Below are 24,943 nucleotides of genomic sequence, written 5' to 3' on the forward strand. Positions count from 1 at the left end.
ACGGGAAAGCCCTTGATCGGCGGGGAAGCCGGCGGTCGGCGGGGGAGGGTGGGAGCTAGGCGGTTACCTTCACCGCGGTCCATGTGCGGCGGGCGCCGGTGCCGGTGCTCAGGTACGTCATGCCGGGCTGGTTGTCGCGGCCGTAGAGGGTGCCGTCCGGGAGCTGGCCCACCCAGTCGAGCCGTGGCATGCCCGGGGAGGGGATGTAGGCGCCGCCGTCGAGGTATCCGGACACGTCGGGCCCGGTGATCGCGAGCAGGCCACCGCCGGCCGGCGCCACCGCGTACGGCATGCGCCGCTCCTGGGTGATGCCGGTGATCGGGCGCGGCACCCAGGAGCCGCCCTGGAGCTGCCAGATCAGCGGGAGGCCGGTGCCCTTGCGGGCGGCTGCGTGGCGTACGGCGAGCCGACCACCACCCTGGCCGCCGGACGACGCCTGCTCCTGGTCGGCGACCAGCCAGACGTCGCGGCCGTCCGCGGAGGTCGCGACCCGGGCGTTCCAGATCGTGCCGCCGGGCTGCTCGGGCACGGCGAGCGGGGTGAAGTGGCCGGCGGACTTGCCGTACGCGGTGACGGCCCGCCCGCCGTCCACGCCGGCCAGCCAGAGGCGCCCGTCCCGGCCGTTGGTGAGCGACCGGGCGCTGTCCAGATCGGCGGGTACGTCCTGGTGCCAGTCCGGCGCGGTCCAGTCCCGGAAGGCGCAGCCGCCCTTCTCCGGGCAGTCCAGGTAGAACTGTCCATCCGCGGAGTGATAGTCGGCCGGCGGCACGCCCGAGGCGTCGTACGGGCGGGATTGCCAGGTCGCGGCGCCGGTGCGGGAGACGTACCAGGCGTGCGGCTCGGCGAGCAGCACCACCACCGGTCCGCCGCCCACGTAGATCTGGTGGTTCTTCGCCTGCGGCCGGGGGTGGGTGCGTGCCCGCCAGCTCCGGCCGCCGTCCTCGGTGCCGAACAGCCGCGCCTCGCACCGCTCGCCGCCGCAGCGGACGAACAGCGCGTACCCGCGCCGGGCGTCGGCGAACTCGACGGACAGCGGCGCGTACCCGGCCGGCACGTCGAGGCGGGCGGTCAGGTGCGCCGTTTCCGCGGGGACTGGGAGCGAGGGCTCGGGCCGCTGCGCGGTGCAGGCGGCCGTGGCCAGCACCAGCACGGTGACGGCCAGTACCCGCCGCGATCGTCTCGTCATGCCGTGAGGAGTCACCAAGGAACGCGAAGGATCCGAGTCGCCATGACGACCCGGATCCTTCACGATCAGAGTTACTCCAGCCAGAGGCCGTGAGCGGTGGTCGCCGCGGGGGCTGACCGGGCCGCTGTCGTTGCCACGACGCGTGGCGGGATGGTGGATGTGTCGTTCGCGAAGGTGGCGACGGCCGTCGCTACGGCGTCGGCGTTCGTGTCGATCGCGAACGTGTTGACGTTGCCGAACAGCCGGTACTCCCGCCGGAGCTGCCGGTAGAGGGCGGCGTCGGCGCCGTCCCGTTCGGGCGTCAGGCTGTCGCACTTCTGGTGGTAGCACGGGTCGTACTGCGCGCCCGCGACACCGCCCCACAGCGCGACGTCCGCCGCGGTCTTGTGCACCTCGGCGCCGGTGAACAGGCCGCCGGCCGGGATGCCGGTCGCGATGAACGGGCCGTAGTCGGAGCGTCCGGTGAAGTCGGACGCGGCGGTGGCTTCACCGCGCCTGGCGAAGAACGCCTGGAAGACGGCCTCGATCTGGGCCGAGCCGGCCGGCCCGGGACCCGCGCCTTCGGCGGCCGAGTCGTCGCCGTCGTACACGCCGAACGTGTAGTTGGGCGACCCGATCATGTCGAAGTTGAGGTAGAGAGCGATCTTGGCGTGCTCCTCCGCCGGCAGGTTGTTGATGTAGAACGTCGAGCCGACCAGGTTGGCCTCCTCGGCGCCCCACCAGGCGAAGCGGAGCTTGTTCTTGGTCTTGACGTTGCGCAGTTGGAGCGCGACCTCGAGGATGCCGGCGCTGCCGGATCCGTTGTCGTTGATGCCCGCGCCGGCCGGCACGGAGTCGAGGTGGGCACCGGACATCACGACCTCGTTCGGGTCGCCGTACCGGGACTCGGCGATCACGTTCTCCGTGTTGCGGACCTCGGCGATCGTCTCGGTCGTGATCGTCACGTTGAGGTTCGCGGTGCCGGCGAACGCGACACCCATCGGGTACGACACCGAGATGGCCGGGATGCCGACCGGGTTGCCCAGGGTGCCGAAGAACAGGTCCTGGCGGTCCGGGCCGGTCGTATTGCCTTGGTTCATGATGATAACGCCGGTCGCGCCAGCCGCCTCGGCGTTCGCGGCCTTCTGCCCGAACGGGCAGGTGCCGCGCTGCACCAGCGCGATGTTGCCGTTGACCGCGGGTGTGAAGTCGGTCGCCTCGCAGCCCGACGAGCTGGCGTTCGGCGTGGTGAGCACGAGGTCGACGGGGACCACCAGCCCGGCGGCCGTGCCGTCGCCGGAGCAGTCCAGCACGTCGTAGTCGACCTGGTCGACGTACGTCGTCGGGGTGGGCGAGTTCTGCGCGAACGACGAGCCGGTGTCCTCGCAGAAGTTGAACTGGAACGGTTGGCGGGTGACGCGGTAGCCGGCGAGCCGCATCAGGGTCGCCACGTAGTCGGCGCTCCGGTCGAAGCCGGGGCTGCCCGACGCGCGGGTGCCGCCGTTGAGCGAGGCGAACGCCTGAAGCGCCACGAGGTGCCGCAGGACGCCCGCGAGCGTGACGGATTTGGCTAGTTTGTCAGGGTTGACCTTGCTGGAGGTCGCCTGCGCGGGTGACGCGACGGCGAACGTCCCCAGCAACATCGCCACGGCAGCGGTCGCGCCGAGGCGTCGTCGTAACGAGCGAGTCACCACGGTGTGTCCTCTCTCTCGGGGAATGTGGAACGATCTCTCGGGGAATGTGCAACGACATCTCAGAATCTAGGCGCGAGCGACCAAGATCATCACGTTCTGTCCCTAGCTCGTCACAGGAAATCTCGCTTGGCGCCGATGAGTCCCGTGGGGCTGGTAAGTCTTAGGGGCATGAGACTGACATTGACCGAATTTGTCACCCTCGACGGCGTCTGCCAGGGGCCGGGCGGCCCGACCGAGGACCCGCGCGACGGCTTCACCCAGGGCGGCTGGCTGGTCCCGTTCTTCGACGAGGAGCTGGGCCAGTTCATGAGCGGCGTGTTCGACGAGGTCGACGCGTTCGTGCTCGGCCGCCGCACGTACGAGATCTTCGCCGGGAGCTGGCCGAACTTTCCCGACCCGGACGACCCGATCGCCAGCCGCCTCAACACCCTGCCCAAGTACGTCGCCTCCCGCACCCTGACGCGGGCGGACTGGAACAACAGCACCGTCCTCGGCGGCGACGTGGTGGCGGAGGTCGCCAAGCTCAAGGAGCAGCCCGGTCGCGAGCTGCAGATCCACGGCAGCGGCGCGCTGGCGCAGACGCTGTTCGACGCGGGGCTCATCGACACGATCCGGCTCATCGTCTTCCCGGTGGTGCTCGGCACGGGCCTGCGCCTGTTCGCCGAGGGACGTACCCCGGCGAAGTTCCGCCTGTCCGCGGTGCGCAGCACCCCGGCCGGCGTCACGGTGCAGACCCTCGACCTGGCCGGCGCCCCGGAGTACGGCACGGTGGACTTCTGACCGTGTTAGATGGGCGGCGTGCGCCCTGACCTCACCGTGCCACGAAAGCTGTCCGCCGGCGATCGCGTCGCCGTCGTGTCGCCCTCGTTCGCCGCGCCGGGCATGTTCCCGGCCATCCACGAACGGGCGATGCGACGGCTGCGGGACGACTTCGGCCTGGAGCCGGTGGAGTACCCGACCACCCGCCGCCTGGGCGCCGCACCCGAGGATCGGGCGGCCGACCTGATGGCCGCGTTCGCCGACCCGGGCGTGCGTGCGGTCCTGGCGAGCATCGGCGGCGACGACCAGCTGACCGTCCTGCCGTTCCTGGACCCGGCGGTGGTGACCGGCGACCCGAAGCCCTTCTGCGGCTTCAGCGACAACACCAACCTGCTCAACTGGCTGTGGAACCAGGGCGTGGTCAGCTATCACGGCGGATCGACCATGATGCACCTCGGCCGGGTCGGCGGGCCGCACCCGGTGTCGGCGGCGTCGCTGCGGGCGGCCCTGTTCGGGCGGGAAGACCTGGCGCTGCACGAGGTCGACGTGTTCAGCGAGGAGGAGCTGGACTGGAACGAGCCGGCGTCGCTGGACACCCCGTCGCCGACAGCGGCGGCGCCCGGCTGGAGCTGGCACCAGCCGGACCGGGTGGTGACCGCGCCGACCTGGGGCGGCAACCTGGAGATCCTGCACTGGAACCTCGCCGCCAACCGGTGGATCCGCCCCGCCGGCGACTACGCCGGCTGCGTGTTGCTACTGGAGACCTCCGAGGAGATGCCGCCGGCCGCCGAGGTGTACCGGATGCTGCGCAACGCCGGCGAGCGCGGCCTGCTGGAGCAGTTTCCGGCGATCGTGGTCGGCACGGCCAAGGCCAGCAGCCTGGAACGCCGGACCGAGCCGGCCGAGCGGGAGCGGTACCGGGCCGACCAGCGCGCCGCGATCCTGCGCGCCCTGGACCGCTACAACGCGTCCGCGATGGTGGTGTTCGATGTGGACCTCGGCCACACCGATCCCCAGTGGATCCTGCCGTACGGAGGGCTGGTCACCGTCGACGGCCCGGCCCGCCGGATCACCGCCCACTTCTGACGGGGCACACGTTTGCCTGATCTTGCGGCAAGATGTCCGGCGTGATTCGTCTCTACGGCCTGCTGTTCCTCATCGACCTGATCCTGGTCGTTGTCGCGCTGATCGACTGCCTGTCCACCGAGGAGTTCGCGGTACGGAACCTGCCGAAGGTGGCGTGGGTATTCATCATCCTGCTCTTCCCGCCCATCGGCCCGATCGTGTGGTTCGTCGCCGGGCGCCCGCAGCACCAGCGGGCCGGCCGGGCCGGCGCGTGGAAGCCCGGCAGCGGATTCCCCGAGTACGAGCGGCCGCGCCCGGTCGCCCCGGACGACGACCCCGAGTTCCTGCGCGGCAAGTCCCGCGAGCGGCGTGACGACGACGAACTCTTCCGCAAGTGGGAGGCCGACCTGCGCCGGCGCGAGGAAGACCTGCGCCGTCAGGACGGCGAGAGCGAACCGTCCTGACCGGACGTCGGGTACCTTTCCAGGCGTTGTGCGACAGCGTCGCCGGGCCGCGAAGGGAACTTGATGTCGAGGGTGCTGTTCACGATGGCCTTTGCGCTGGCCATTCTCGTCTCGGTGAGCCTGCACGAGGCCGGGCACCTGATCACGGCGAAGCGTTTCGGGATGCGTGTCACGCAGTACTTCGTCGGTTACGGGCCGACGATCTTCTCGTGGCGCCGGGGCGGGACCGAGTACGGCTTGAAGGCGATCCCGCTCGGGGGCTTCTGCAAGATCGTCGGGATGACGCCGGCGGACGACGACGTGGCCCCGGCGGACCAGCACCGGGTGATGTGGCGGTTTCCGGTGTGGAAGCGGACCGTCGTGATGGCCTCGGGTGTGACGATGCAGTTCCTGCTGGCGATCGTCGGCCTCTGGTTCGCGGCCGCGTTCGTCGGCGTGCCCAACCTCGACTATCCGCAGACCCAGGCCGAGCTCGCCGCCCAACCGGCCGCGATCGTGGTCGGCGACTGTGTCACGGCGGACGCGGTCCGGGCGTGCGCCCCCACCGACCCGGTGTCGCCGGCCAAGTCTGCCGGGCTGCGTGACGGCGACGTGCTCACCGCCGTCAACGGGGTGCCGATCGCGACGTACGCCGACATGCTCCGGGTGATCCGGCAGACCACGCCGGGGCCGGCGTCGGTGGCCTACACGCGTGACGGGCAGCCCGGCACGGTGCGGGTGGACCTGAGCGCGGTGCGGCGGGCGCCGCTGGACAACCCGACCGGTCCGGTCGGCACCGTGGCCGCCCTGGGCGTGGGCCTGCACGTCTCCGCTCCGCGGGAGGTCACCTTCGGGCCGATCGGTGCCTTCGGGGCGACCGTGGAGTACTCGGGCTGGATGGCCGGGCAGACCTACGAGGCGGCCAAGCGGATCCCGTCGAAGGTGCCGGCGCTGTGGCGCTCCATCACCGGCGCCGAGCGCGACCCGGACACCCCGGTCAGCGTGGTGGGTGTCAGCCTGCTCGGCGGCGAGGCGGCGTCGCTGGGCCTCTGGTCCACGGTGTTGATGATCTTCATTGGGCTGAACGTGTTCATGGGCTTCTTCAACCTGCTGCCGCTGCTGCCGCTCGACGGTGGTCACATCGCCATCGCCTGGTTCGAGCGGGCACGTTCCTGGGTCGCGGCCCGGCTGGGCAGGCCGGATCCGGGCCGGGTGGACTACCTGAAGATGATGCCGCTGACGTACGCGGTCATCCTGATCGGCGGAGCCTTCACGCTCCTGACGGTGACCGCCGACGTCGTCAACCCCATCACCATCAGGTGACGAGCCGGGCCGCGATGTCGGCACGCAGCGCCTTCTTGTCCACCTTGCCGACCTTGGTGGTGGCCAGCTCGTCGACGAGCACGAGGCGCTCGGGCAGCTTGAACCGCGCGATCCCCATCGCCTCCATGCCGAGCCGGATCGCGTCGAGCCGCGGCGTGTGCCCCGGCTGCGGTACGACGTAGACGCAGACCCGCTCGCCCAGCTCCCGGTCGGGCATGGCGACGGCGGCGACCTGGCTGATCCCGGGCAGCTGGTAGATGAGGTTCTCCACCTCCTCGGCGGAGATCTTCTCGCCGCCCCGGTTGATCATGTCCTTGTCGCGCCCTTCGACCACGAGATTGCCCTCCGGGGTACGCCGGCAGATGTCGCCGCTGCGGTACCAGCCGTCGGCGGTGAACGCGCGGGCGTTCTGCTCGGCGGCGCGGTAGTAGCCGCGCGGCGTGTACGGCCCCCGGGTCAGCAGCGAGCCGGGCGCGCCCTCGGGCACGTCCCGGTCGGCCTCGTCGACCAGGCGTACCTCGTCGTCGGGGCACATCGGGCGGCCCTGGGTGGTGCAGATGACGTCCTCGGGGTCGTCCAGCCGGGTGTAGTTGAGCAGGCCCTCGGCCATCCCGAAGACCTGCTGCAGGCGCGCGCCGAGGACCGGCCGGACCCGGCGGGCCAGCTCGTCGGCGAGGCGTGCCCCGCCCACCTGCAGCACCCGCAGCGACGCCAGCTCGGCGGCGCCGTGCGTCTCGGCGTGCTCCAGCCAGCGGCCGGCGACGGCGGGCACCACCGCGGTGTGCGTGACACCCCGCGCGGCGATCGTGGCGAACGCCCGGGCCGGCTCGGGGGAGGGGAGCATGACGACGGTGCCGCCGGCCAACAGGGTGCCCAGGATCCCCGGGCAGGCCAGTGGGAAGTTGTGCCCGGCCGGCAGGCTCACCAGGTATACGGTGCCGGCGTCGACCCCGCTGACCGCGGCGCTGGCCCGCGCGTTGTACGCGTAGTCGTCGTGCGTACGGGCGATCAGCTTGGGCAGTCCGGTGGTGCCGCCGGAGAGCAGGAAGACGGCGACGTCGCGGCTGTGCGGAGGCGGAAGGGCCGGTGTCGGCGAGGCGCCCGGGGTGCACAGCGCGCGCAGGTCCACGCTGCCCGGCGCGACGAAGTCACCGGCCACCAGCACATGCCAGGGGCCCGTCACCTCGCCGGCCAGCTCGTGCGCGAGCGCCTGGTGGTCGAAGTCCCGCAGCCGGTCCGGTACGGCGATCGCGGCGGCCTCGGCGTGCCGGGCCAGGTAGGCGAGCTCGGTGCGGCGGTGCCCGGGCAGTGCCATCACCGGCACGATGCCGGACCGCAGGCAGGCGCCGGTGAGCACGACGAACTCCCACCCGTTCGCCAGCTGGACCAGGATGCGGTCGCCGGCGACAAGGCCCAGGTCGAGCAGGCGGCCGGCGGCGGCGTCGATCCGGTCGAGCAGCTCGGCGTAGCTCAGGCTCACGTCGCCGTCGACCAGGGCCAGGGCCCGGGGCGTACGGTCCGCGGCGGCGCGTAGCAGGTCGCCCAGCGGCGCACCGGTCCAGTAGCCGGCCGCGACGTATCGGGCGGCGTCCGCGTCCGGCCAGGGGACGGTGCCGTCAGCAATCGGTGTGGCCATCGGGTGTCTCCAGCTCTTGGGCAAGCGCGGTGTCCGCCACGACCACGGCGTCCAGGGCGATGAGGCCCTGCGCGGTCAGCCGGAGCGGGTTGATCTCGATGTCGGTGAGCGTGGGATGGGCGTGCAGCAGGTCGCCGAGGGCCACCAGCACCGTGGCCAGGGCGTCCCGGTCCAGGGCCGGCCCGCCGCGCCAGCCGTCCAGCAGCGCCCGGCCGGCCAGCTCGTTCGGCATGGCGGCGGCCTGCGCCCGGCTCAGCGGGGCCAGCCGCAGCGCCACGTCGGCGAGGGCCTCGGCGATGGTGCCGCCGAGGCCGCAGAGCACCAGCGGGCCGAAGTCCGGGTCGCGGCGCGCGCCGACCACCAGGTCGACGCCGTCCGGTGCCATCGCCTCGACGAGGAACCGCCGGGCGCCGGCCGCCTCCAGCGCGTCGAGGGCGGCGTCGAGCTGGTCCGGGGTGGCGACGCCGAGGCGTACCCCGCCGATGTCGGTCTTGTGCAGGACGGCCGCGTCCAGCAGCTTCACCGCGACCGGGCCGGGCAGGTCGGCTAGGGCCCGGTGGGCGGCGGCGCGGTCGGCGCAGGCGCGGCGCGGCATCGTGGCCACGCCGAGGCGTTCCAGCAGGGCCTTGGCCCGGTCCTCGTCGAAGGGTCCGGAGCCGACCTCCACGATGTGGCCGGCGGGTGCCGGGGTCTCCGGATCGCGGCGGGCTCGGGCGTCGGTGATCAGGGCACCCACCATGGCCGCCACCCCGGTCGGGTCCACGGCCGCGGGCACGCCGCGCGCCACCAGCTCGCGGCGGATGCGCTGGACGTCCGGTCCGGCGCCGCCGACGCCGAAGACCAGCGGTGCGTCGCCCGCCGCCGCCACGGCCGCCACCAGGTCGAACGCGTCGGGCTCGGCGAGGGCGTACCCGGCGACCAGGTCCACACCGGGGTCCGCGGCGACGGTGGTGAGCACCCGCGCGAAACCGGGCCCCGGCCGGCCGGTATCCACCGGGTTGCGCTGGTAGGTCAGCGGCGGCAGCACGGTCGCCAACTCGTCGCGGGTCGCGGCGGTCAGCTCCGGCACCCGCGCGCCGCGCCCGCGCAGGTCGTCCAGGAGCAGCAGGCCCGGCCCGGCCTGGGCGGTCACCACGCCGACGCCGGGGGCGGCCGCCGGTTGCAGCCGGGTCAGGGCCAGGGCGGAGACGGCGTCGACCAGCTCCCGCTCGTCGTCCACCAGCACGGCGCCGGCCTGGGCGAGCGCGGCCCGGGCGGTACGCCACGAGGTGGCCAGCGCCCCGGTGTGCGACGCCGCGAACGCGCCGATCTCGTGCCGGCCGACGACGAGCGCCACGACCGGCCGGGTGGCGGCCAGCCGCGCGACGGATTCGACCAGCCGCCGCCCGTCGGGGACCGACTCCACGTGCAGCGCGACCGTGGCGGTGTCCGGCGTGCCGGCCAGGTGGTCGAGGACGTCGGCGGCGGCGACGTCGGCGCCGTTGCCGAGCCCGACCGCGAGGCTCACCCCGTGCCCGGCCTCGGCGAGCAGGAACGCCAGCGCGTGGTTGACCCCGCCGCTGGCGGCCACGACCGCGATCCGGCCGGCGGGCACCGCGGCCGCCCCGGGCACGAAGCTCGCGGTCAGGCCGTGCCCGGGGGCGAGGAAACCGGACGTGTTGGGCCCGAGCAGGCGTACCCCGGTGTCGGTGGCCACGGCCGACAGCTCGCGCTGGTGCGTGGCGCCGTCCGGGCCCGCCTCGGCGAACCCGCCGCCGTAGACGATCGCCGCCCGGGCGCCCGCCGCGGCGGCCTCGGCCAGCGCGGGGGCGCAGGCGGGCGCCGGCAGGCAGATCATCGCCAGGTCCAGCGGGCCCTGCGCGGCGGCGTCGCGGACCGTGGCGTACACGCCGTCGGCCGGTCGCGGCTCGCGGGCGTTGACCAGGCCGACGTACCCGGGAAAGGGGCGCAGCGAGCGGGCCAGTGCGGCACCGAGCTTGGCCGGGTCGCGCGACGCGCCGACCACCGCGACGCCGCGCGGCGCGAACAGCGGCACAAGGCTCACGGTCCCGCCCAGGAGGCCACGGTGTCGGCGGCGGCGCCGACGAGGTCGGCCCGGCCGGACAGCAGCGCGGTCACCGCGCGATCGCGGTCCAGGCCGTCGTCGACCAGCAGCGCGGGAACGCGATGCCGCAGCCGGACCTGCTCGGTGAGCCGGGCCCGGGTGTACGCGGTGCCGCCGTGCACCGCCACCAGCACCGGCCCGGATGCCACCACAGTGGACAGTCTCGCCTCGGCGGCGGGCAGCCCGGCTTCGTCGTCCGGCGCGGCGAACCAGGCGCCCCACGCCGGCCCGGCCGGGTCGCCGCCGTCGAGCAGCGGCAGGTCGGCGCCGGGCAGCCGGGCGGTTTGCCGGGTCACCACGAGCGCGCGGCCGGGCAGCGTCTGGCCGGCGAGCCGGAGCGGGCTGGCCAGCGGCTCGGCGCCGTGGTTGGCGCGCCACCGGTCGTGGCTGGCGCGGACGAAGTCCGGGGCCCGGCGGGCCAGCCGCGCGTCGGTGATGCTGCGGGACAGGAAGTGGTAGGCGAACTGCCACGGCTCGAAGGCGTCGTGGTACTCGCCGAAGCGCTCCCACCAGCCCAGGCTCGGGCGCGCCGAGTCCTGGATCGCGCGCACCGACGGGTGGGCCGCGGCCTCGTACGCGGGCAGCGCCGCCGCCAGGTCGTAGCCGTGCGCCACGAGGGCGGCGCTGAGCGCGATCGCGTCCTCCATGGCCATCTTCGTGCCGGAGCCGACCGAGAAGTGCGCGGTGTGTACGGCGTCGCCGAGCAGCGCGACCGGCCGCGGGTGCAGCACGTGCCAGCGCCGGGTGCGGCGGGTGCGGAAGCTGGCCCAGCGGGAGTTGTTGACCAGCAGCCGGTGCCCGTCGATCTGCTCGGCGAAGAGCTTCTCCAGGTATTCCTTGCTGTCCAGGTCGCTTTGGCCGGGCGGCTGGGTGGCGTCGAACCCGTCCAGGCCCGCCGCCCGCCACGCCGGCTCGTCGCACTCCACGATGAACGTGCTCACCCGTTCGCTGATGGGGTAGCCGTGCACCGCGAAGACCCCGTGCGGGCCGCGCTCGTGGACGAAGGTGAGGCCGTCGAAGAGGTAGTCGGTGCCGAACCAGATGAACCTGGCCGTGGCGGTCTCCACAGTGGACTCCAGCCCGGCCAGGCTCTCCCGGGTGCGGGAGCCGGCGCCGTCGGCGGCCACGACCAGGTCGTACCCGGTGAGGTTGGTGGGGTCGACCTCGGTGCGGAAGCGCAGTTGGGCGCCGACCTCGACGGCGCGGGCCTGCATCAGCGCCAGGAGGGTGCGCCGCTCGATCGCGGCCATGCCGTTGCCGCCGCAGCGGATCCGCTCGCCCTTGACGCGCACCTCGATGTCGTCCCAGTGCCGGCCGTGCGCGTCCAGCGCCTCGCGCAGCACCGGGTCGGCCTCGTGGATGCCGGCGAGGGTCCGGTCGGAGAAGACCACGCCGAACCCGAACGCGTCGTCGGCGCGGTTGCGCTCGAAGACCGTCACCTCGACCGACGGGTCGGCCTGCCGGATCAGCGTGGCGAAGAATAGGCCGCCGGGGCCGCCGCCGATCACCGCGATGCTGGTCACCGACCCAACATATAACGTCCGAGCTACGGCCGTCCAGATTCCGAAACAAGTTCGTCGACGTATGCCTCGGCGGGCCCGCGCAGCAGCCCGTGCGCCTCCAGGAAGACCTCGTGCGCGGCGCGGCCGGACCAGCCCGCCGGCAGCAGTTCGGGCGGCAGATCCGGGTCGCGGAACGGGAAGAGCCGGTAGTCGTGGATCAACCGGGTGCGCTCGACCAGCGCCGCCCGGCCGTGCCGCTCGCCGGCCCGGTACTCGAGCACCTGCGGCCGGTAGCGCGCCAGCAGGTCCACATAGTCCTGGTTGAGCCTGTTCAGGTCCCACGCGCGGGCGGCCATGTCCTGGTCGGCGGCGAGCCCCTCGGACTTCGCCCGGAACGCGTCGATCCGGACCACCGGGTGCTCGGCGAAGCTGGCCCGGACCTGGCCCACGCGGTCGTGCGGGCTCAGCCAGACGCCGGATGCGAGCGAGCCGAAGCCGAGCCAGGCCAGGCGCTTGCGCAGCTGCTCGCGCAAGGCCCGCTCGGACTCGGGCACCGAGTAGATGACCATGTGCCAGTGCCCGTCCCATGGGCCCTTCGCTCGGGCGAAGATGCGGTCCCGGCCCTCGTCGAGCAGCTCCCAGGCGGTGTCCGTCAGCGCGTACACGGTCTCCCGGCCGTCCCGGGTGGAGGCCAGCCAGCCCTCGCTGCGCAGCCGGGTGACCACGACCCGGACGGTCGGCTCCGGGACGTCGAAGCAGTCCATGAGCGCGATCAGCGTGCGCAGCCGGGCCGATCCGCCGCGGTAGCGCAGGTAGTCCCCGAACAGGTCGAACACCAGCGACCGTGCCTTCATGTTTCATCCTCTTGACGATCGTCCCACAGACGTTTCACTATAAACCCCTGATAGGCCCTTTCAAGGAGAACATCATGGCGGAGACCTTCGTCCTCATCACCGGTGCCGGCCACGGGGCTGGAGCTGGCGCCCGGTCGCCGAGCACCTGCGCGCGGCCGGCCACCGGGTACTCACCCCGACCCTGCCGGGTCTCGCCGACGGCGACGACCCCCGCGAGCACAGCCTGGCCGACGTGGCCGACTTCGTGGTCGACCTCGTCGAGGGCGAGGACCTGCGCGACGTGACCCTGGTCGGGCACAGCTGGGGCGGCTACCCGCTGACCGGCGCCGCGCCCCGGCTCGCCTCGCGACTGCGCAAGCTCGTCTACTGGAGCGCGTTCGTGCCCGCCGAGGGGGTGCCGCTGATCGAGGAGGTGCCGCCGCACTACGCCGAGATGTTCCGGCAGGTCGCGGCCGCGTCCGGCAACGACGGCGTGATCTTCCCGTACGAGGTGTTCGTGTCGGCGTTCATGCAGGACGCGGGGGAGGAGCTCCAGCGGGTGGTGCACGGGCTGCTCACGCCGCAGCCGTTGCGGTACTTCACCGAGACGGTCGCACCGATCGACCCGGCCGCGCTGGGCGTACCGGCCAGCTACGTGATCAGCGTCGACGACCTGGCGCTGCCGCCGGGCGAGTGGGGCTGGACGCCGCGCTTCCCGGAGCGGCTCGGCGACGTGCCCGTGATCGAGACGCCCGGCAGCCACGAGGCCCAGTTCACCCGCCCCGCCGAGCTCGCCGCCGCCCTCCTCAAAGCCTGACCGGTCTGGGCAGGAAGGGGCGAGCTCCACCCAGCGGTGGCCGCAGGCGCATCGGCGGTATCGGACCAGCCCCTGGGACGTGTGGTGCGCCGACTCCGTCTCGGCGAGCGCCGTCGGGTGCCCGCAGCTGTCGCAGAACTCCATGCGTTCCAGCGTGCTGTAATGGTCTTGTGCAGTTCAACCATTACGGTGGCACCGGCGCGTTCCTGGCCGCCGCGCTCGCCAACGCCGACGACGTCAGCCCGCCGGCGCTGGAGCGGATGCTGACCGAGCACGAGATGACCAGCCGCAAGCTCGACGCGACCCAGGCCCGCGCGCTCGATGCCTGGGTCGACCGGGTCCGGCCGGTGTTCGGCGAGCGCGACCGGGCGCGGCAGACCCGCCTGGTCAACGAGCTGCTGGCCGAGGCCACCACCTCGGTACGCGTCTCGGCGCACGACGGGCACCCGCCGCACCTGCACTACATCACCGGCACCGAGGACCCGGTCGCGCGGATCAAGGCCGCCGTCGCGGGCGGGCTGGCGGTGGCGCTGTGCGGAGCGGGCGGGCAGCGCCTGGGGCGCTGCGACAGGTCCGGCTGCGCCATGGTGTACGTCGACACGTCCCGCAACGGCCGCCGGCGCTTCTGCTCCCTCGCCTGCGCCAACCGCGTGAACGTCGCCGCGCATCGCTCAAGATCGACGGTTGGACACGGCGACGGCGACGGTGTTCGCGGCGACGACCATCGCGATGCCTAGCCACTCGTGCCCGGCTAGGGACTGGGCCAGGATGGCCCAGCCGGCCAGGGCGGCCAGTACGGGGTGGATGCTCATCACCAGGCCGAAGAAGCGCGGTGGGACGCGGCGCAGGGCGACCAGGTCGGCGGCGTACGGGATGACCGAGCTGAAGACGCCGGCGGCCACGGCGTACAGGATGCCGGTGGCGTCCACGCGGCCCTGAGCGATCAGGAACACCGCGACCGGCAGGTAGAGGGTGGCCGACACGGCGGTCGCGGCGGCGGGCGCCTGCAGGCCGGGCAGCCGCGCGCCGAGCAGCCGGTTGAGCAGGATGTAGGCCGCCCAGCAGGCGGCGGCCAGCAGGCCCAGGCCGACGCCGAGGTAGTCGCTGCTGCCGCCGGGCAGGACCAGGACGTACACGCCGGCGGCGGCGCCGACCGCGCAGAGCAAATCCATCCGGGTACGCGAGCCGGCCAGCGCGACGGCCAGCGGGCCGAGGAACTCCAGCGTCACCGCGAGGCCGAGACCGATGCGGTCGACGGCGGTGTAGAGGCTCAGGTTCATGGTGGCGAAGACCAGCCCGAGCAGCAGCGTCGGCCACCACTGGCCCCAGGTGAAGCGACGCACGTCCGGCCGGGCCACGGGCAGCAGCACGGCGGCGGCCACGAACTGCCGTACCGCGACCACGCCGGCGGGCCCGATCGAACCGAACGCGCGGGCGCCGATCGCGGCACCGATCTGGTTGCTGCCGCCGCTGGCGATCATGGTGGCCACCCCACCGAGCACGTTCATGGCGCCCAGTGTTCGGGGGGCCGGCGCGGATGAGAAATGCGCCAGCCGCTGCACCTATACGCTCGACGCATGGATTTGCAGCTGCATCAGCTGCGCGCGTTCGTCGCGGTGGTCGACGCGGGGACGTTCACCGACGCCGCCGCGCGCCTGGGCGTCTCGCAGGCGGCGGTCTCCCGCGCGGTGGCCGCGCTGGAGGCCGCGCTCGGCGCCCGCCTGCTGCAGCGCACCACCCGCCACATCGCCCTCACCCCACGGGTACGCGGGTGCTCGCCGGCGCGCGGCGGGTGCTGGACGAGGTGGCGCACCTGCACCGGGTCACCGAGCAGGCCCGCACCGAGTTGCGGGTCGGATACGCCTGGGCGGCGCTGGGCAAGCACACCCGGCGCCTGCAGAAGACCTGGACCACGCTGCATCCCGGGGTGCCACTGGTGTTCGTGCACGCCAACAGCCCGACCGGCGGCCTCGCCGAGGGGTCGCCGAGGTCGCGGTCGTCCGCCGCGCCCTGGACGACGCCCGGTTCGCGACCGCGCTGCTGGGGCAGGAGCGCCGCTTCGCCGCGGTGGCCACCGACAACACGCTGGCCCGCCGCCGGTCCGTGCGGCTGCGCGACCTGGCCCGGTACACGGTGGCGATCGACGCCCGCACCGGCACCACCACGCTCGACCTGTGGCCGCCGGACGCCACGCCCGCGGTACGCCACACGCACGGCGTCGACGAGTGGCTCACGCTGATCGCGGCCGGGCAGGCCGTCGGCGTCACCTCCGAGGCGACCGCGAACCAGAACCCGCGGCCCGGTGTGGCGTACCGGGTGCTGCGCGACGCCCCGCCGATCCCGGTATGGCTCGCCTGGTGGACGGACGACCCGCCGGCCCACCTCGACGACCTGGTCGCGCTGAGCCGCGACGCGTACGGGCGGTAGATCTCGACAGCCGTCACTGCCTCGGCAACAATGAGAAAGTCTCACGTTCCTAAAGGAGGATCCCCCGTGCGCAGAGGACTTCTCCGGGTGGCGGTGGCCGCGGTCGCCGCCACTCTTGCCCTGCTCAGCCCTGCGGCTACGGCGCCGGCCGCCGCCGCGCTCCCGTCGTACGCGACGTGGGTCGCCGACGTGACCGCGGTCGCCGACACCGCCCGGCAGTACCTCGGCACCCGCCTGCCGGACCCGTCCGTACGGGCCGCCATCGTGCTGGACATCGACAACACGGCGCTGGAAGAGGCGTACGCGTCGGGCCTGGTCTACCCGGCGACGGCGCCGATCCTGCGGACCGCCCAGCAGGCCCGGGCGGCGGGCGCCACGGTGTTCTTCGTGACCGCCCGGCCGGAGATCATCACCGGTTGGACGCGCTACAACCTGGAGACCGTCGGGTACGTGATCGGCGGGCTGTACCTGCGCGGCACGTTCGACTTCTCGTCCAACCAGACCATGAAGACCAACGCCCGGATCGCCATCGAGCGGCTCGGCTACACGATCGTGGCGAACATCGGCAACAACGACAGCGACCTGGCCGGTGGGCACGCCGAGCGGACGTTCAAGCTGCCCGACTACGGTGGTCAGCTGTCCTAGCCGGCGGTAGCTGCTCGACGCGGCGAGGTGGGCGCCGGACGGTGAAGACCGTCCGGCGCTGCACCAGGTAGCTGACCGTGAACAGGGTGGCCTCGGTGGCCAGCTTCGCCGGCAGCAGCGCCAGGCCGGCCGCGGTCAGCCCGGCCATCACCGCGAAGTTGGCGGCCAGCAGGGCGGCCACGAGCAGCCAGTAGCGCACCGCGGCCGCGTGCCACGTCCGCCGCTCGCCGGCGAAGACGTACCTGCGGTTGACCAGGAAGTTGACGGTGGAGCTGAGCGCGCGGGCGCCGACCACCGACGGCAACAGCGCGCCGGTGACCGCGTGCAGCGCGAGCAGCGCCGCCGTGTCCACGCCGAACGCCAGCACCGACGACGCGGAGAACCGCAGCAGCGGCCGGTAGATGCGCACCGAGTCGGCGAACGGGCGGAAGTGCGAGGAGGCGTTGCGCTCCAGGTAGATGGTGGCGATGTCGGCCTCCTCCACGGGCCGCCCGGTCCGCGCCGCCTCCAGCAGCACGTTCATCTCGTACTCGAAACGGTCGCCGGGCACGGACTGCAGCCAGTCGAGCATCGAGGCCGGGTACGCGCGGAGCCCGGTCTGGGTGTCGCGGACCCGGCACCCGGTGGCGGCCGCGAAGAGCACCCGGGTCGCCGAGTTGCCCACCCGGCTGCGCAGCGGCACCCGCCCGGTGAACCGCCGGGTGCCGAGCACCAGGCGGTCGCGGCGCACCTGCCCGGCGACGCGCAGGATGTCCACCACGCTGTGCTGGCCGTCGGCGTCCGCGCACACCACGTCCTGCCCGCGGTACGCCTGGGCGATGTGCCGGAAGCCGGACTTGAGCGCGCGCCCCTTGCCCAGGTTGACCGCGTGCCGCAGGACGGTGCAGCCGAGGCGCTCGACGGCGTCGAACACCCGCCGGTACGCGGGTCCGCTGCCATCGTCCACTGTGACCACTTGGGCGTCCGGTGCGGCGGAGCGCAGCGAGCCGATGAGGTTCACCAGCCGGTGGTCCGGCTCGTACGCGGGGATGAGCACGATCACGGCCGGCTCACCCACCGATGTAGAGGATGTCGGAGGTGCCGCGCTCCTTGCCCTTGCCGAGCGGGTTGTTCACCAGTGCGCCGTCGTAGTACATCGTGGACGATCCGCCACCGTCCAGGTTGTACGCCGTGGTAGCGCCCAGGTCCTTCATGATCTGCGCCAGCCCGGTGAGCGTGACGCCCTTGCTGTAGCCGGAACTGCGGCCGTCCACCACGACGAAGACGAGATGGTTGCTGTCGATGACGCCGATCGCGGTGCGCGGCTGGTCGCCCTGGATGGAGTGGTTGCCGAAGTTGGTGTCCACCTCGACGTTCTCGATGCCGGCGACGATCTCGCCGTCCTGCAGCACGGCCGGCCCGAACGACAGGGTGTTCCACACGCCGTCGGCGACCAGTTGCTCGGCGGTGGTGGCGGTCTCGTCGTACACCTTGACGGTGCCGTCGCGGTAGAACGCCAGCCCGGCGCGGGCGCCCTCGTCGCGGTAGACGACCCCGTTGCGGATGACGATGCCGGTGTCGCGGAAGCCGTAGTAGTCGCCGTTGATGGCGAAGAGGGCGTCGTTGTCCTCGGCGATGGCCGACGTGTTCTCGATGATGTTCTCGCCGAAGCTGTTCTCGGCGAACGCGGAGCGCAGTTGCGTCGCGTCGGTGAGCGTCACGTCGGCGACGTAGTACGTCACCGTGTCCGCGCCGCTACCGGTGGTCACCTTGTTGATCTTTATGGTGGCGTCGCCGGTCGAGCTTTCCACCGTGGTGCCCGACTGTGCCGCCTCGTACGCGCGGACGTCGGATATCTCGACGTGGTCGACGACGTACCGGTTGAGCGCCCAGGCGGTGCCGCCGCCCGCGGACAGGAGTACCGCGGCCACCGTGGCCACCACGACGCGTTTCGCTCTTCGCAACATGCGGCAGGTCTACCGGCCGTTTGTGAGGGCCCGATGTGACCAACCTGTGTGCCAGCTCAGCGTCTACTGAGCGGACTCATGCGCTCCGCACACCGTGGTCATAGGAACCACACAGGTAAGGCCGGTCAACTGAACGCGTCGTTAACCCCGGATGAAGGAAAAGCCGTGAATCAGCTGACGGTCATCGCCGCCGACCTCGCCGCCATCGCGATCCTCGCGTTCGCCGTCTACTTCCCCCGGCACCACCGGCGGGACCTGGTGACCGCCTTCCTGGGCGTGAACATCGGCGTGCTCGCGGTCTCGATGGTGCTCGGCTCCTCCGGCGTGGGGATCGGGCTCGGACTGGGCCTGTTCGGCGTGCTGTCCATCATCCGGCTGCGCTCCTACGAGATCGCCCAGCACGAGATCGCGTACTACTTCGCCGCGCTCGCGCTGGGGCTGCTGGCCGGCATCACCGGCGGGATCAGCGCGCTGACCGGTGGCCTGATGGCGCTCATCCTCGCCGCGCTGTACGTCGGCGACCACCCGCAGCTCTTCCGCCGCTACAAGCAGCAGAGCCTGCGGCTGGACACCGCGTACACCGACGAGGCGGCGCTGCGCTCGCACCTGGAGATGCTGCTGGGCGGCCAGGTGGTCAATGTGGACGTCAAGCACGTCGACCTGGTCAACGACAGCACCCTGGTGGAGGTCCGGTACCGCGCCGGCCAGGGCGCGATCCGGCACGAGCCGAGCCCGCGGATCGAGCGGGTGGCGTCCTGATGCTCGACCAGTTGCGCCCGATCGGGCTGGCCGAACTCGTCGAGCGGGCCGCCCTGCTGACCCGCCGCGACCGCAAGTACGTGCTGCCCGCTGCCGACCTGCCGGCGCTGCTGCACGGCCTGGGACCCGACGTGCGGATCCTGCAGATCGAGGGCCGGCGCGAGTTCGGGTACCGCTCCGACTACTTCGACACGTCCACTCTGGACAGCTACCTCGCCACCGCCCGCGGCCGCCGGCGCCGATTCAAGGTCCGGATCCGCGAGTACGTCGACACGGGCGGCCACTTCCTGGAGGTCAAGACCCAGCAACGGCGGGGCGACACGGTCAAGTACCGGTTCCCGTACCCGGATGGCGGGATGCACGACCTGGACGCGTCGGCGTACGCCCACATCGACGCGGTCCTGCCCGGACACGGGCGGCGGCCGATGGACCGGGTGCTGGTCACCCACTACCAGCGCGCCACGCTTTTCATCCCGGCCAGCGGCGGCCGGGTGACCATCGACACCGAGCTGTCCTTCGCCTTGCCGGACGGGTCCGGCGTGCGCATGCCGGACCGGGCGGTCGTCGAGACCAAGTCACCGGGCGCCTCGGCCAGCGCGGTCGACCGTCTGCTGTGGTCACTCGGGCACCGGCCGTGCGCGCTGTCCAAGTTCGGCACCGGCCTGGCGGTGCTGCGCCCCGACCTTCCCGCCAACCGCTGGCATCCGGTGTTGAGCCGGCACCTCTCCCCGATGACGATCGACAGGAGCTATTCATGAGGATCCGCAGGAAGTTGACCGCGGCGGTGTTTTCGGCCGTGCTGGCCACTGCCGCGGTGGCCGGCTGCTCGACCGGTGAGGACGCCGCGAGCACGTCGTCCGGGGCCACGACGGCCGCGGCGGCGGTGAGCGGCGACCTGAGCGCCGCCGCGGTGCTGGCCGACAACGAGTCCGACCACGCCGAGGATCAGGACGTCGCGTACGACGAGTCGCAGGTGGTCGACGTCAAGCTGACCGGCGACTCAGCGACGGCGAGCGGCGACGGGGTGAGCGTCGACGGGGCCACGGTCACGATCACGGCGGGTGGCACGTACCGGCTCAGCGGCAGCCTCAACGGCCAGGTCGTGATCAAGGCGGCGGACGCCACGGTGAAGCTGATCCTGAACGGGGTCGACATCTCCAGTTCGTCCACGGCCGCGATCGCCGCCACGGCGGCGGACAAGGTGGTCGTGCTCCTCGCCGACGGCAGCCAGAACAAGCTGAGCGACGCCAGCGCGTACGCCGACGACGCCGACGTCAACGCGGCGCTCTACAGCGCGGCCGACCTGACCATCGCCGGAAACGGCGCGCTGACGGTCAAGGGCAACGGAAACGACGCGATCGCCAGCCAGGACGGTCTGGTCATCGCGTCCGGCACCATCACCGCCGAGGCGGCCGACGACGGCATCCGCGGCAAGGACTACCTGGTTGTTGACGGCGGGACGATCACCGTGACCGCGGGCGGGGACGGCCTCAAGGCCGACAACGCCGACGAGGCGGACGCCGGCTACATCGCGGTCGCCGGGGGCACGGTCACGGTCACCGCCAAGGGCGACGGCGCCGACGCGGCCACCGACCTGGTGGTCACCGGCGGCACGCTGACCGTCACGGCGGGCGGCGGCAGCGGCGTCGCCCCGACCGACGAGACCTCCACCAAGGCGCTCAAGGCCGGCGTGGCCGCGGTGCTGGAGGGCGGCACGGTCAAGCTGGACTCCTCCGACGACGCCATCAACAGCGACGCGGCCGTCCGGCTGGGCGGCGCCACGGTCACGGCGGCGAGCGGCGACGACGGCGTACACGCGGAGGCCAAGCTGGTCGTCGACGCCGGCTCGCTGGACATCACGAACTCGAACGAGGGCCTGGAGAGCGCGGCGATCGTGCTGAGCGGAGGCGAGGTGAACATCGTGTCCCGCGACGACGGCATCAACGCGGCCGGCGGCACCGGCGGCGGGGTGGCGCGCCGGGCGGCGGTGGGCCGGGCGGCGGCGAGGCGGTCGGGGACTACTCGGTCACCGTGTCCGGCGGGACCCTGGTGATCAACGCGGACGGCGACGGGTTCGACTCCAACGGCACCGCGACCATCACCGGCGGCACCGTCGTGGTCAACGGGCCGACCAGCAACGGCAACGGCGCGCTCGACGTCAACGGCACATTCACGATCAGCGGTGGTGTGCTGCTGGCGGCCGGCAGCGCCGGGATGGCGGTCGCGCCGGACACCGACTCCGCGCAGGGCTGGCTGTCGGCGACGTTCACCTCGACGGTCGCCTCCGGCACCACCCTGCAGGTGGTCGACGCGGACGGCAAGGTGGTCGCCACGTTCGTCACCAGCAGCGACGTGCAGAACCTCGTGCACTCCTCGTCGGCCATCACCAAGGGCGAGAAGTACCAGATCTACAGCGGTGGCACGGCGTCCGGCGACTCGACCGGCGGCCTGGCCGCGTCGGGCAGCCTCGGCTCGGCGACGTCGATCGCGACGGTGACGGCCGGCGAGGCCCCCGCGGGCGGCGGCGGCCCCGGCGGAGGCCGCCGCCGCTAGCCCTGTGTACTATCGCACTAGTACAAGAGGACACTGTCTGAAGGTGTGGTGCGATGTTCGCGTTCCGGCTCGATACCCGGTCGGGGGTGCCGACCTATCTCCAACTGGTGGATCAGGTCCGCCGCGGCCTGCTGCTCGGTTACCTGCGCGAGGGTGACCAGCTACCCACGGTGCGCGAGGTGGCCGCCGCGCTGGTGGTCAACCCCAACACCGTCGCCAAGGCGTACCGGGAGCTGGAACGGGCCGGGCTGGTCACCCCGCGGGCCGGGCAGGGCACCTTCGTCAGCGGCAACGTCGACCAGGTGCCCGCCGCGACGTACGCCCGGCTGTCCCGGGGCCTGCGCGGCTGGCTGCGCACCGCCCGGGACAGCGGGCTCGACCACGAGCAGGTCCGCGCCCTGGTGAGCGCGACCCTCGACGACGACGAGCAGGCCCAGGCGGGAGCCGCGTGACCGGCGAGCCCGCGCTGCGCACGGTGGGCCTGGGCAAGCGGTACGGCCGCGGTGCCTGGGCGCTGCGCGAGTGCGACCTCGACCTGCCGGCGGGGCGGATCGTCGGCCTGGTCGGGGTCAACGGTGCCGGCAAGAGCACCCTGATGCACCTGACCATCGGCCTGTTGCAGCCCACCGAGGGCACGGTCGAGCTGTTCGGCCAGCCGCTGCGCATGGACCGGCCGGCCGCGCTGGCCCAGGTGGGCTTCGTCGCCCAGGACCACCCCTCTACCGCGGCTTCAGCGTCGCCGACATGCTCCACTTCGGACGGTCGATGAACCCCGGCTTCGACCGGGCCGGCGCCGAGGCGCGCCTGCGCGAGCTCGGCATCCCGCTGGGGCGCAAGGCTGGCAAGCTCTCCGGTGGCCAGCAGGCGCAGGTCGCGCTCACCCTGGCGCTGGCCAAGCGGCCCCGCCTGCTCGTGCTCGACGAGCCGGCGGCCAGCCTGGACCCGGTCGCCCGGCGCGAGTTCATGCGGTCCCTTGTGGAGGCCGTCGCGGACAGCGACCTGACCGTGCTGCTCTCCTCGCACCTGGTCACCGAGATGGAACGGGTCTGCGACCACCTCGTCCTGCTCCACCAGGGCCGGGTACGCCTGGCCGGCGAGGTGGACGACCTGCTCGCCGACCACCGCCTGCTGACCGGCCCGCGCCGCGACGACACCGGCCCGTTCGACGGGCTGGTCTGCGCGACCCACGGGCAGCGGCACAGCAACCTCCTCGTGCGGCAACCCGCCGCCGTGCCGGCTCACCCCCGGTGGGAGTCCCATCCGGTCAGCCTCGAAGACCTCGTCCTCGCCTACCTGCAAGCCGACGGGAAGGCGGAGTGATGCTCTGGGTGACCTGGCGGCAGCACCGCGCCGAGCTGGTCCTCGCGGCGGCGCTGCTGGCCGCGATCGCCGTACCCCTGGTGCTGGGCGGCATCGGCATGCACGAGGCGTACCGGGCGGACGGCGTCGCCGCGTGCGTCACCAACTCCGCCAGCCGCAGCGCCTGCGCGCAGATCGTCGACCAGTTCGTGGTCCGCAATCTGGAGTGGAGCAACCGGCTGGTGTTCGTCGCCCTGCTGCCCGGCCTCGCCGGGGTGTTCGTCGGCGCGCCGCTGTTCGCGCGCGAGTTCGAGCGCGGCACCTGGAAGCTGGCGTTCACGCAGAGCGTGACCCGCACTCGCTGGCTCACCGCCAAGCTGGCCGCCGTCGGCCTCGGCGTGACCCTGGTCGCGGTCGCGCTCGCGGCGCTGCTCACGTGGTGGCGCGGCCCGCTGGACGACATCGACGGTCGCATGCGCTCCGCCGCGTTCATCATCGCGGCGCCCAGCCTGGGCTCCGCCACGCTGTTCGCGTTCGCGCTCGGCGCGCTGGCCGGCGTCCTGCTGCGCCGGACGATCGTGGCCATGGGCGTCACCCTCGTCGCCTTCGTCGCGGTCCGGGTGCCGATGGAGGAGTACCTGCGGCCCCGGTATCAGGCGCCGCGGCTACGGATCACCGATCCGGGGGTCGACGCGTCCGCCGCCTGGCGGCCCACCACGGACTGGGTCGTCGAAAGCGGCTGGGTCGACGGCTCCGGCCGCCGGCTCACCGACGCTGAGCGGTGGTCGATCCTCATGAAGATCTACGACGGCGAGCACGCCATGTACGGGTCCGACACCGCCGCCGAGCGGTACATGGCCGACCACGGGCTGCGGCACTTCGCCGAGTACCACCCCACGAGCGCCTTCTGGACGTTCCAGGCCATCGAATCGGGGCTGTTCCTCGGGCTCGCCGCCGTCCTGCTCGCCGCCGTCATCGCCATCGTGCGCCGCCGTACGACGTGAGCGTGGCCGGCGTACGGCGAGGGCCGCGATGACGAGGGCCAGGGCCACCGGGACGGACCACGGGTGGTGCCGTGCCGTCGCGGTGAAGGCGGTGCCGGACACCTCGCCGCGGATGGTGTAGGTGCCCAGGGCCGGGGCGGGGAGCGTGACCGGGATCCGGATCGCGCGCTCCTCGCCGGGGGCCAGCGGGGGCACGGCCGGCGGCGCGACGAAGCCGGTCGGGTCGGCGCCACGGCCCACCGTGACCACCGGGGTCACGCCGGCCGGCGCGGTGCCGTCGTTGCGGACCCGCAGCACGAGGGTGCGCCGCGCCGGCCAGCCCAGCCAGGGCTGGCCGCCGTCGAGGTCGACGCCGACCAGGACGGGTACGGCGGTGGCGGGGGCTGCGGTCGCCGGGACGGTGGGCACGCCGCGCACCGCGAGCGGGGCCGTGGCGGTGACGGCACCGTCCAGAGTGGTCACCCGGATGGCGCAGGGGCAGCCGCCGGGCGGCGCGGTGACGGTCAACGGCGCCCCGCCCGCCCCGGTGCGGGCGACGTACGTCTGCACGGCGGCGTCGATCGCGCAGTCCGCCGAGCCGCCCGGCCGGCACCGCCGCACACCTCGATGCCCACCGTGCCGGCCGGCCACCCGGCGAGGCGGACGAGCACCCGGTCGCCGGGAACTTGAACGTGCCGTCCGCGTTGCGGGTCGCGCCGTTGCTCACCGCGATCGGCGGGTTGCCGTTGCCGGTCTGCACGTACGCCCGGAACGACGCCTTGAAGCCCCAGTCGAGCGCGCCGCCGGTGACGTCGACGGGCGCCGCCGAGGCGGGCGCGACGGCGGCGATCGAAGCGGCGACGCCGACGGCGACGGCCGCCACCCACTGCAGGGACCGGCGGATGCCGCCGGTGTGGTGTATGTCCATGCTGATGCCTTTCCTTCTGGACGCCAGAAACGCCATTAGGTTAGGCTCACCTAATCTTCTGC

General features: G+C 72.8%; 25 protein-coding genes and 2 pseudogenes. 17 read left to right on the plus strand and 10 right to left on the minus strand.

The window, feature by feature from the left end:
* Positions 1–55: 55 nt before the first annotated feature.
* On the minus strand, positions 56–1,186 hold the full coding sequence (locus Prum_RS40045) for a hypothetical protein (protein WP_173082163.1): 1,131 nt from the start codon (positions 1,184–1,186) through the stop codon (positions 56–58).
* A gap of 71 nt (positions 1,187–1,257) precedes the next feature.
* Positions 1,258–2,859, minus strand: a complete 1,602-nt coding sequence (locus Prum_RS55465) for a M28 family peptidase (RefSeq protein ID WP_173082165.1) — start codon at positions 2,857–2,859, stop codon at positions 1,258–1,260.
* Between the two features lie 168 nt (positions 2,860–3,027).
* Between Prum_RS55465 and Prum_RS40055 the strand changes: the two genes are divergently transcribed.
* The 4 genes from Prum_RS40055 to Prum_RS40070 all read left to right on the plus strand — a co-directional run bounded on the left by Prum_RS40055 (position 3,028) and on the right by Prum_RS40070 (position 6,449).
* Positions 3,028–3,639, plus strand: coding sequence for a dihydrofolate reductase family protein (locus tag Prum_RS40055; RefSeq protein ID WP_173082167.1), 612 nt, complete (start codon positions 3,028–3,030; stop codon positions 3,637–3,639).
* An 18-nt stretch (positions 3,640–3,657) separates the two neighbouring features.
* Entirely contained in the window at positions 3,658–4,704 is a 1,047-nt protein-coding gene (locus Prum_RS40060; protein ID WP_281369096.1) for a S66 peptidase family protein, read from the plus strand.
* Positions 4,705–4,745: 41 nt separating this feature from the next.
* Positions 4,746–5,147 (plus strand): PLD nuclease N-terminal domain-containing protein, encoded by a 402-nt coding sequence (locus Prum_RS40065; RefSeq protein ID WP_173082171.1) that lies wholly within the window; start codon positions 4,746–4,748, stop codon positions 5,145–5,147.
* Positions 5,148–5,210: 63 nt separating this feature from the next.
* Positions 5,211–6,449: a M50 family metallopeptidase gene (locus Prum_RS40070; protein ID WP_173082173.1), complete on the plus strand. Its 1,239-nt coding sequence runs from the start codon at positions 5,211–5,213 to the stop codon at positions 6,447–6,449.
* Here the strand turns inward: Prum_RS40070 and Prum_RS40075 are convergent.
* From Prum_RS40075 to Prum_RS40090, 4 genes are read right to left on the minus strand one after another with little or no spacing between them, the layout of a single operon-like run.
* Positions 6,442–8,085, minus strand: coding sequence for a (2,3-dihydroxybenzoyl)adenylate synthase (locus Prum_RS40075; RefSeq protein ID WP_173082175.1), 1,644 nt, complete (start codon positions 8,083–8,085; stop codon positions 6,442–6,444). The two genes, Prum_RS40070 and Prum_RS40075, sit on opposite strands and share 8 nt — an antisense overlap.
* Positions 8,066–10,129, minus strand: a complete 2,064-nt coding sequence (locus tag Prum_RS40080) for an acetate--CoA ligase family protein (protein WP_218577587.1) — start codon at positions 10,127–10,129, stop codon at positions 8,066–8,068. Before Prum_RS40080 ends, Prum_RS40075 begins: the two co-directional genes overlap by 20 nt.
* A complete protein-coding gene (locus Prum_RS40085; protein ID WP_173082177.1) occupies positions 10,126–11,712 on the minus strand; it encodes an FAD-dependent monooxygenase in 1,587 nt (528 codons plus the stop codon). Before Prum_RS40085 ends, Prum_RS40080 begins: the two co-directional genes overlap by 4 nt.
* A gap of 23 nt (positions 11,713–11,735) precedes the next feature.
* Positions 11,736–12,545 carry a PaaX family transcriptional regulator gene (locus Prum_RS40090; RefSeq protein WP_173082179.1) on the minus strand — a complete coding sequence of 270 codons (810 nt, stop codon included), beginning with the start codon at positions 12,543–12,545 and terminating at the stop codon, positions 11,736–11,738.
* Positions 12,546–12,654: 109 nt separating this feature from the next.
* Here Prum_RS40090 and Prum_RS40095 point away from each other — a divergent pair.
* Positions 12,655–13,341, plus strand: a pseudogene (locus Prum_RS40095) (alpha/beta fold hydrolase); the annotation flags it as partial.
* 170 nt (positions 13,342–13,511) lie between these two features.
* On the plus strand, positions 13,512–14,078 hold the full coding sequence (locus Prum_RS40100) for a CGNR zinc finger domain-containing protein (RefSeq protein ID WP_173082181.1): 567 nt from the start codon (positions 13,512–13,514) through the stop codon (positions 14,076–14,078).
* On the opposite strand, the gene Prum_RS40105 is transcribed toward Prum_RS40100, so the two are convergent.
* Entirely contained in the window at positions 14,013–14,849 is an 837-nt protein-coding gene (locus Prum_RS40105) for an EamA family transporter (protein ID WP_218577588.1), read from the minus strand. The two genes, Prum_RS40100 and Prum_RS40105, sit on opposite strands and share 66 nt — an antisense overlap.
* 69 nt (positions 14,850–14,918) lie before the next feature.
* On the opposite strand from Prum_RS40105, the pseudogene Prum_RS52790 reads away from it, so the two are divergent.
* The 3 genes and pseudogenes from Prum_RS52790 to Prum_RS40115 form a co-directional block, all read left to right on the plus strand.
* A pseudogene (locus tag Prum_RS52790) lies at positions 14,919–15,044 on the plus strand (helix-turn-helix domain-containing protein); the annotation flags it as partial.
* A 307-nt stretch (positions 15,045–15,351) separates the two neighbouring features.
* Positions 15,352–15,768 (plus strand): LysR substrate-binding domain-containing protein, encoded by a 417-nt coding sequence (locus Prum_RS52795; RefSeq protein WP_246278697.1) that lies wholly within the window; start codon positions 15,352–15,354, stop codon positions 15,766–15,768.
* A 66-nt stretch (positions 15,769–15,834) separates the two neighbouring features.
* Positions 15,835–16,413, plus strand: a complete 579-nt coding sequence (locus Prum_RS40115; RefSeq protein ID WP_246278420.1) for an HAD family acid phosphatase — start codon at positions 15,835–15,837, stop codon at positions 16,411–16,413.
* On the opposite strand, the gene Prum_RS40120 is transcribed toward Prum_RS40115, so the two are convergent.
* Both Prum_RS40120 and Prum_RS40125 read right to left on the minus strand, forming a co-directional pair.
* Positions 16,379–17,470, minus strand: coding sequence for a bifunctional glycosyltransferase family 2/GtrA family protein (locus Prum_RS40120; protein WP_218577589.1), 1,092 nt, complete (start codon positions 17,468–17,470; stop codon positions 16,379–16,381). The genes Prum_RS40115 and Prum_RS40120 overlap by 35 nt on opposite strands.
* The gene (locus Prum_RS40125) at positions 17,463–18,359 is read right to left on the minus strand and encodes a phosphodiester glycosidase family protein (RefSeq protein WP_173082185.1); all 897 of its coding nucleotides are present in this window, start codon (positions 18,357–18,359) and stop codon (positions 17,463–17,465) included. Before Prum_RS40125 ends, Prum_RS40120 begins: the two co-directional genes overlap by 8 nt.
* Before the next feature lie 165 nt (positions 18,360–18,524).
* Here Prum_RS40125 and Prum_RS40130 point away from each other — a divergent pair, with 165 nt between their 5' ends.
* The 8 genes from Prum_RS40130 to Prum_RS40160 are packed head-to-tail and all read left to right on the plus strand — an operon-like array spanning position 18,525 to position 23,974.
* Positions 18,525–19,118, plus strand: a complete 594-nt coding sequence (locus Prum_RS40130) for a DUF4956 domain-containing protein (protein WP_173082187.1) — start codon at positions 18,525–18,527, stop codon at positions 19,116–19,118.
* The gene (locus Prum_RS40135) at positions 19,118–19,876 is read left to right on the plus strand and encodes a polyphosphate polymerase domain-containing protein (protein WP_173082189.1); all 759 of its coding nucleotides are present in this window, start codon (positions 19,118–19,120) and stop codon (positions 19,874–19,876) included. The genes Prum_RS40130 and Prum_RS40135 overlap by 1 nt, the downstream gene beginning before the upstream one ends.
* Positions 19,873–21,171, plus strand: coding sequence for a carbohydrate-binding domain-containing protein (locus tag Prum_RS40140; protein WP_218577590.1), 1,299 nt, complete (start codon positions 19,873–19,875; stop codon positions 21,169–21,171). The genes Prum_RS40135 and Prum_RS40140 overlap by 4 nt, the downstream gene beginning before the upstream one ends.
* Positions 21,150–21,671, plus strand: a complete 522-nt coding sequence (locus Prum_RS50195; protein WP_218577591.1) for a hypothetical protein — start codon at positions 21,150–21,152, stop codon at positions 21,669–21,671. The genes Prum_RS40140 and Prum_RS50195 overlap by 22 nt, the downstream gene beginning before the upstream one ends.
* Before the next feature lie 53 nt (positions 21,672–21,724).
* Positions 21,725–22,123, plus strand: coding sequence for a GntR family transcriptional regulator (locus tag Prum_RS40145; RefSeq protein ID WP_173082191.1), 399 nt, complete (start codon positions 21,725–21,727; stop codon positions 22,121–22,123).
* The gene (locus Prum_RS54700; protein WP_173082201.1) at positions 22,120–22,440 is read left to right on the plus strand and encodes an ATP-binding cassette domain-containing protein; all 321 of its coding nucleotides are present in this window, start codon (positions 22,120–22,122) and stop codon (positions 22,438–22,440) included. Before Prum_RS40145 ends, Prum_RS54700 begins: the two co-directional genes overlap by 4 nt.
* Entirely contained in the window at positions 22,416–22,991 is a 576-nt protein-coding gene (locus Prum_RS40155; protein WP_173082210.1) for an AAA family ATPase, read from the plus strand. Before Prum_RS54700 ends, Prum_RS40155 begins: the two co-directional genes overlap by 25 nt.
* The gene (locus Prum_RS40160) at positions 22,991–23,974 is read left to right on the plus strand and encodes an ABC-2 membrane transporter-related protein (protein WP_173082212.1); all 984 of its coding nucleotides are present in this window, start codon (positions 22,991–22,993) and stop codon (positions 23,972–23,974) included. Before Prum_RS40155 ends, Prum_RS40160 begins: the two co-directional genes overlap by 1 nt.
* Here the strand turns inward: Prum_RS40160 and Prum_RS40165 are convergent.
* Complete coding sequence (locus Prum_RS40165) at positions 23,943–24,917, minus strand: HtaA domain-containing protein (protein ID WP_308785411.1); 975 nt, start codon at positions 24,915–24,917, stop codon at positions 23,943–23,945. The two genes, Prum_RS40160 and Prum_RS40165, sit on opposite strands and share 32 nt — an antisense overlap.
* Between the last annotated feature and the right edge of the window lie 26 nt (positions 24,918–24,943).

The organism is Phytohabitans rumicis (genome assembly GCF_011764445.1).
GTDB lineage: Bacteria > Actinomycetota > Actinomycetes > Mycobacteriales > Micromonosporaceae > Phytohabitans > Phytohabitans rumicis.

Coding starts and splice junctions, on each gene's coding strand:
- Prum_RS40055 (WP_173082167.1), top strand. CDS start 3,028: ATGAGACTGACATTGACCGAATTTGTCACCCTCGACGGCGTCTGCCAG.
- Prum_RS40070 (WP_173082173.1), top strand. CDS start 5,211: ATGTCGAGGGTGCTGTTCACGATGGCCTTTGCGCTGGCCATTCTCGTC.
- Prum_RS40105 (WP_218577588.1), bottom strand. CDS start 14,849: ATGAACGTGCTCGGTGGGGTGGCCACCATGATCGCCAGCGGCGGCAGC.
- Prum_RS40135 (WP_173082189.1), top strand. CDS start 19,118: ATGCTCGACCAGTTGCGCCCGATCGGGCTGGCCGAACTCGTCGAGCGG.
- Prum_RS40075 (WP_173082175.1), bottom strand. CDS start 8,085: ATGGCCACACCGATTGCTGACGGCACCGTCCCCTGGCCGGACGCGGAC.
- Prum_RS40145 (WP_173082191.1), top strand. CDS start 21,725: ATGTTCGCGTTCCGGCTCGATACCCGGTCGGGGGTGCCGACCTATCTC.
- Prum_RS40155 (WP_173082210.1), top strand. CDS start 22,416: ATGCTCCACTTCGGACGGTCGATGAACCCCGGCTTCGACCGGGCCGGC.
- Prum_RS40140 (WP_218577590.1), top strand. CDS start 19,873: ATGAGGATCCGCAGGAAGTTGACCGCGGCGGTGTTTTCGGCCGTGCTG.
- Prum_RS40125 (WP_173082185.1), bottom strand. CDS start 18,359: ATGTTGCGAAGAGCGAAACGCGTCGTGGTGGCCACGGTGGCCGCGGTA.
- Prum_RS40045 (WP_173082163.1), bottom strand. CDS start 1,186: ATGACGAGACGATCGCGGCGGGTACTGGCCGTCACCGTGCTGGTGCTG.
- Prum_RS40160 (WP_173082212.1), top strand. CDS start 22,991: ATGCTCTGGGTGACCTGGCGGCAGCACCGCGCCGAGCTGGTCCTCGCG.
- Prum_RS40165 (WP_308785411.1), bottom strand. CDS start 24,917: ATGGCGTTTCTGGCGTCCAGAAGGAAAGGCATCAGCATGGACATACAC.
- Prum_RS40090 (WP_173082179.1), bottom strand. CDS start 12,545: ATGAAGGCACGGTCGCTGGTGTTCGACCTGTTCGGGGACTACCTGCGC.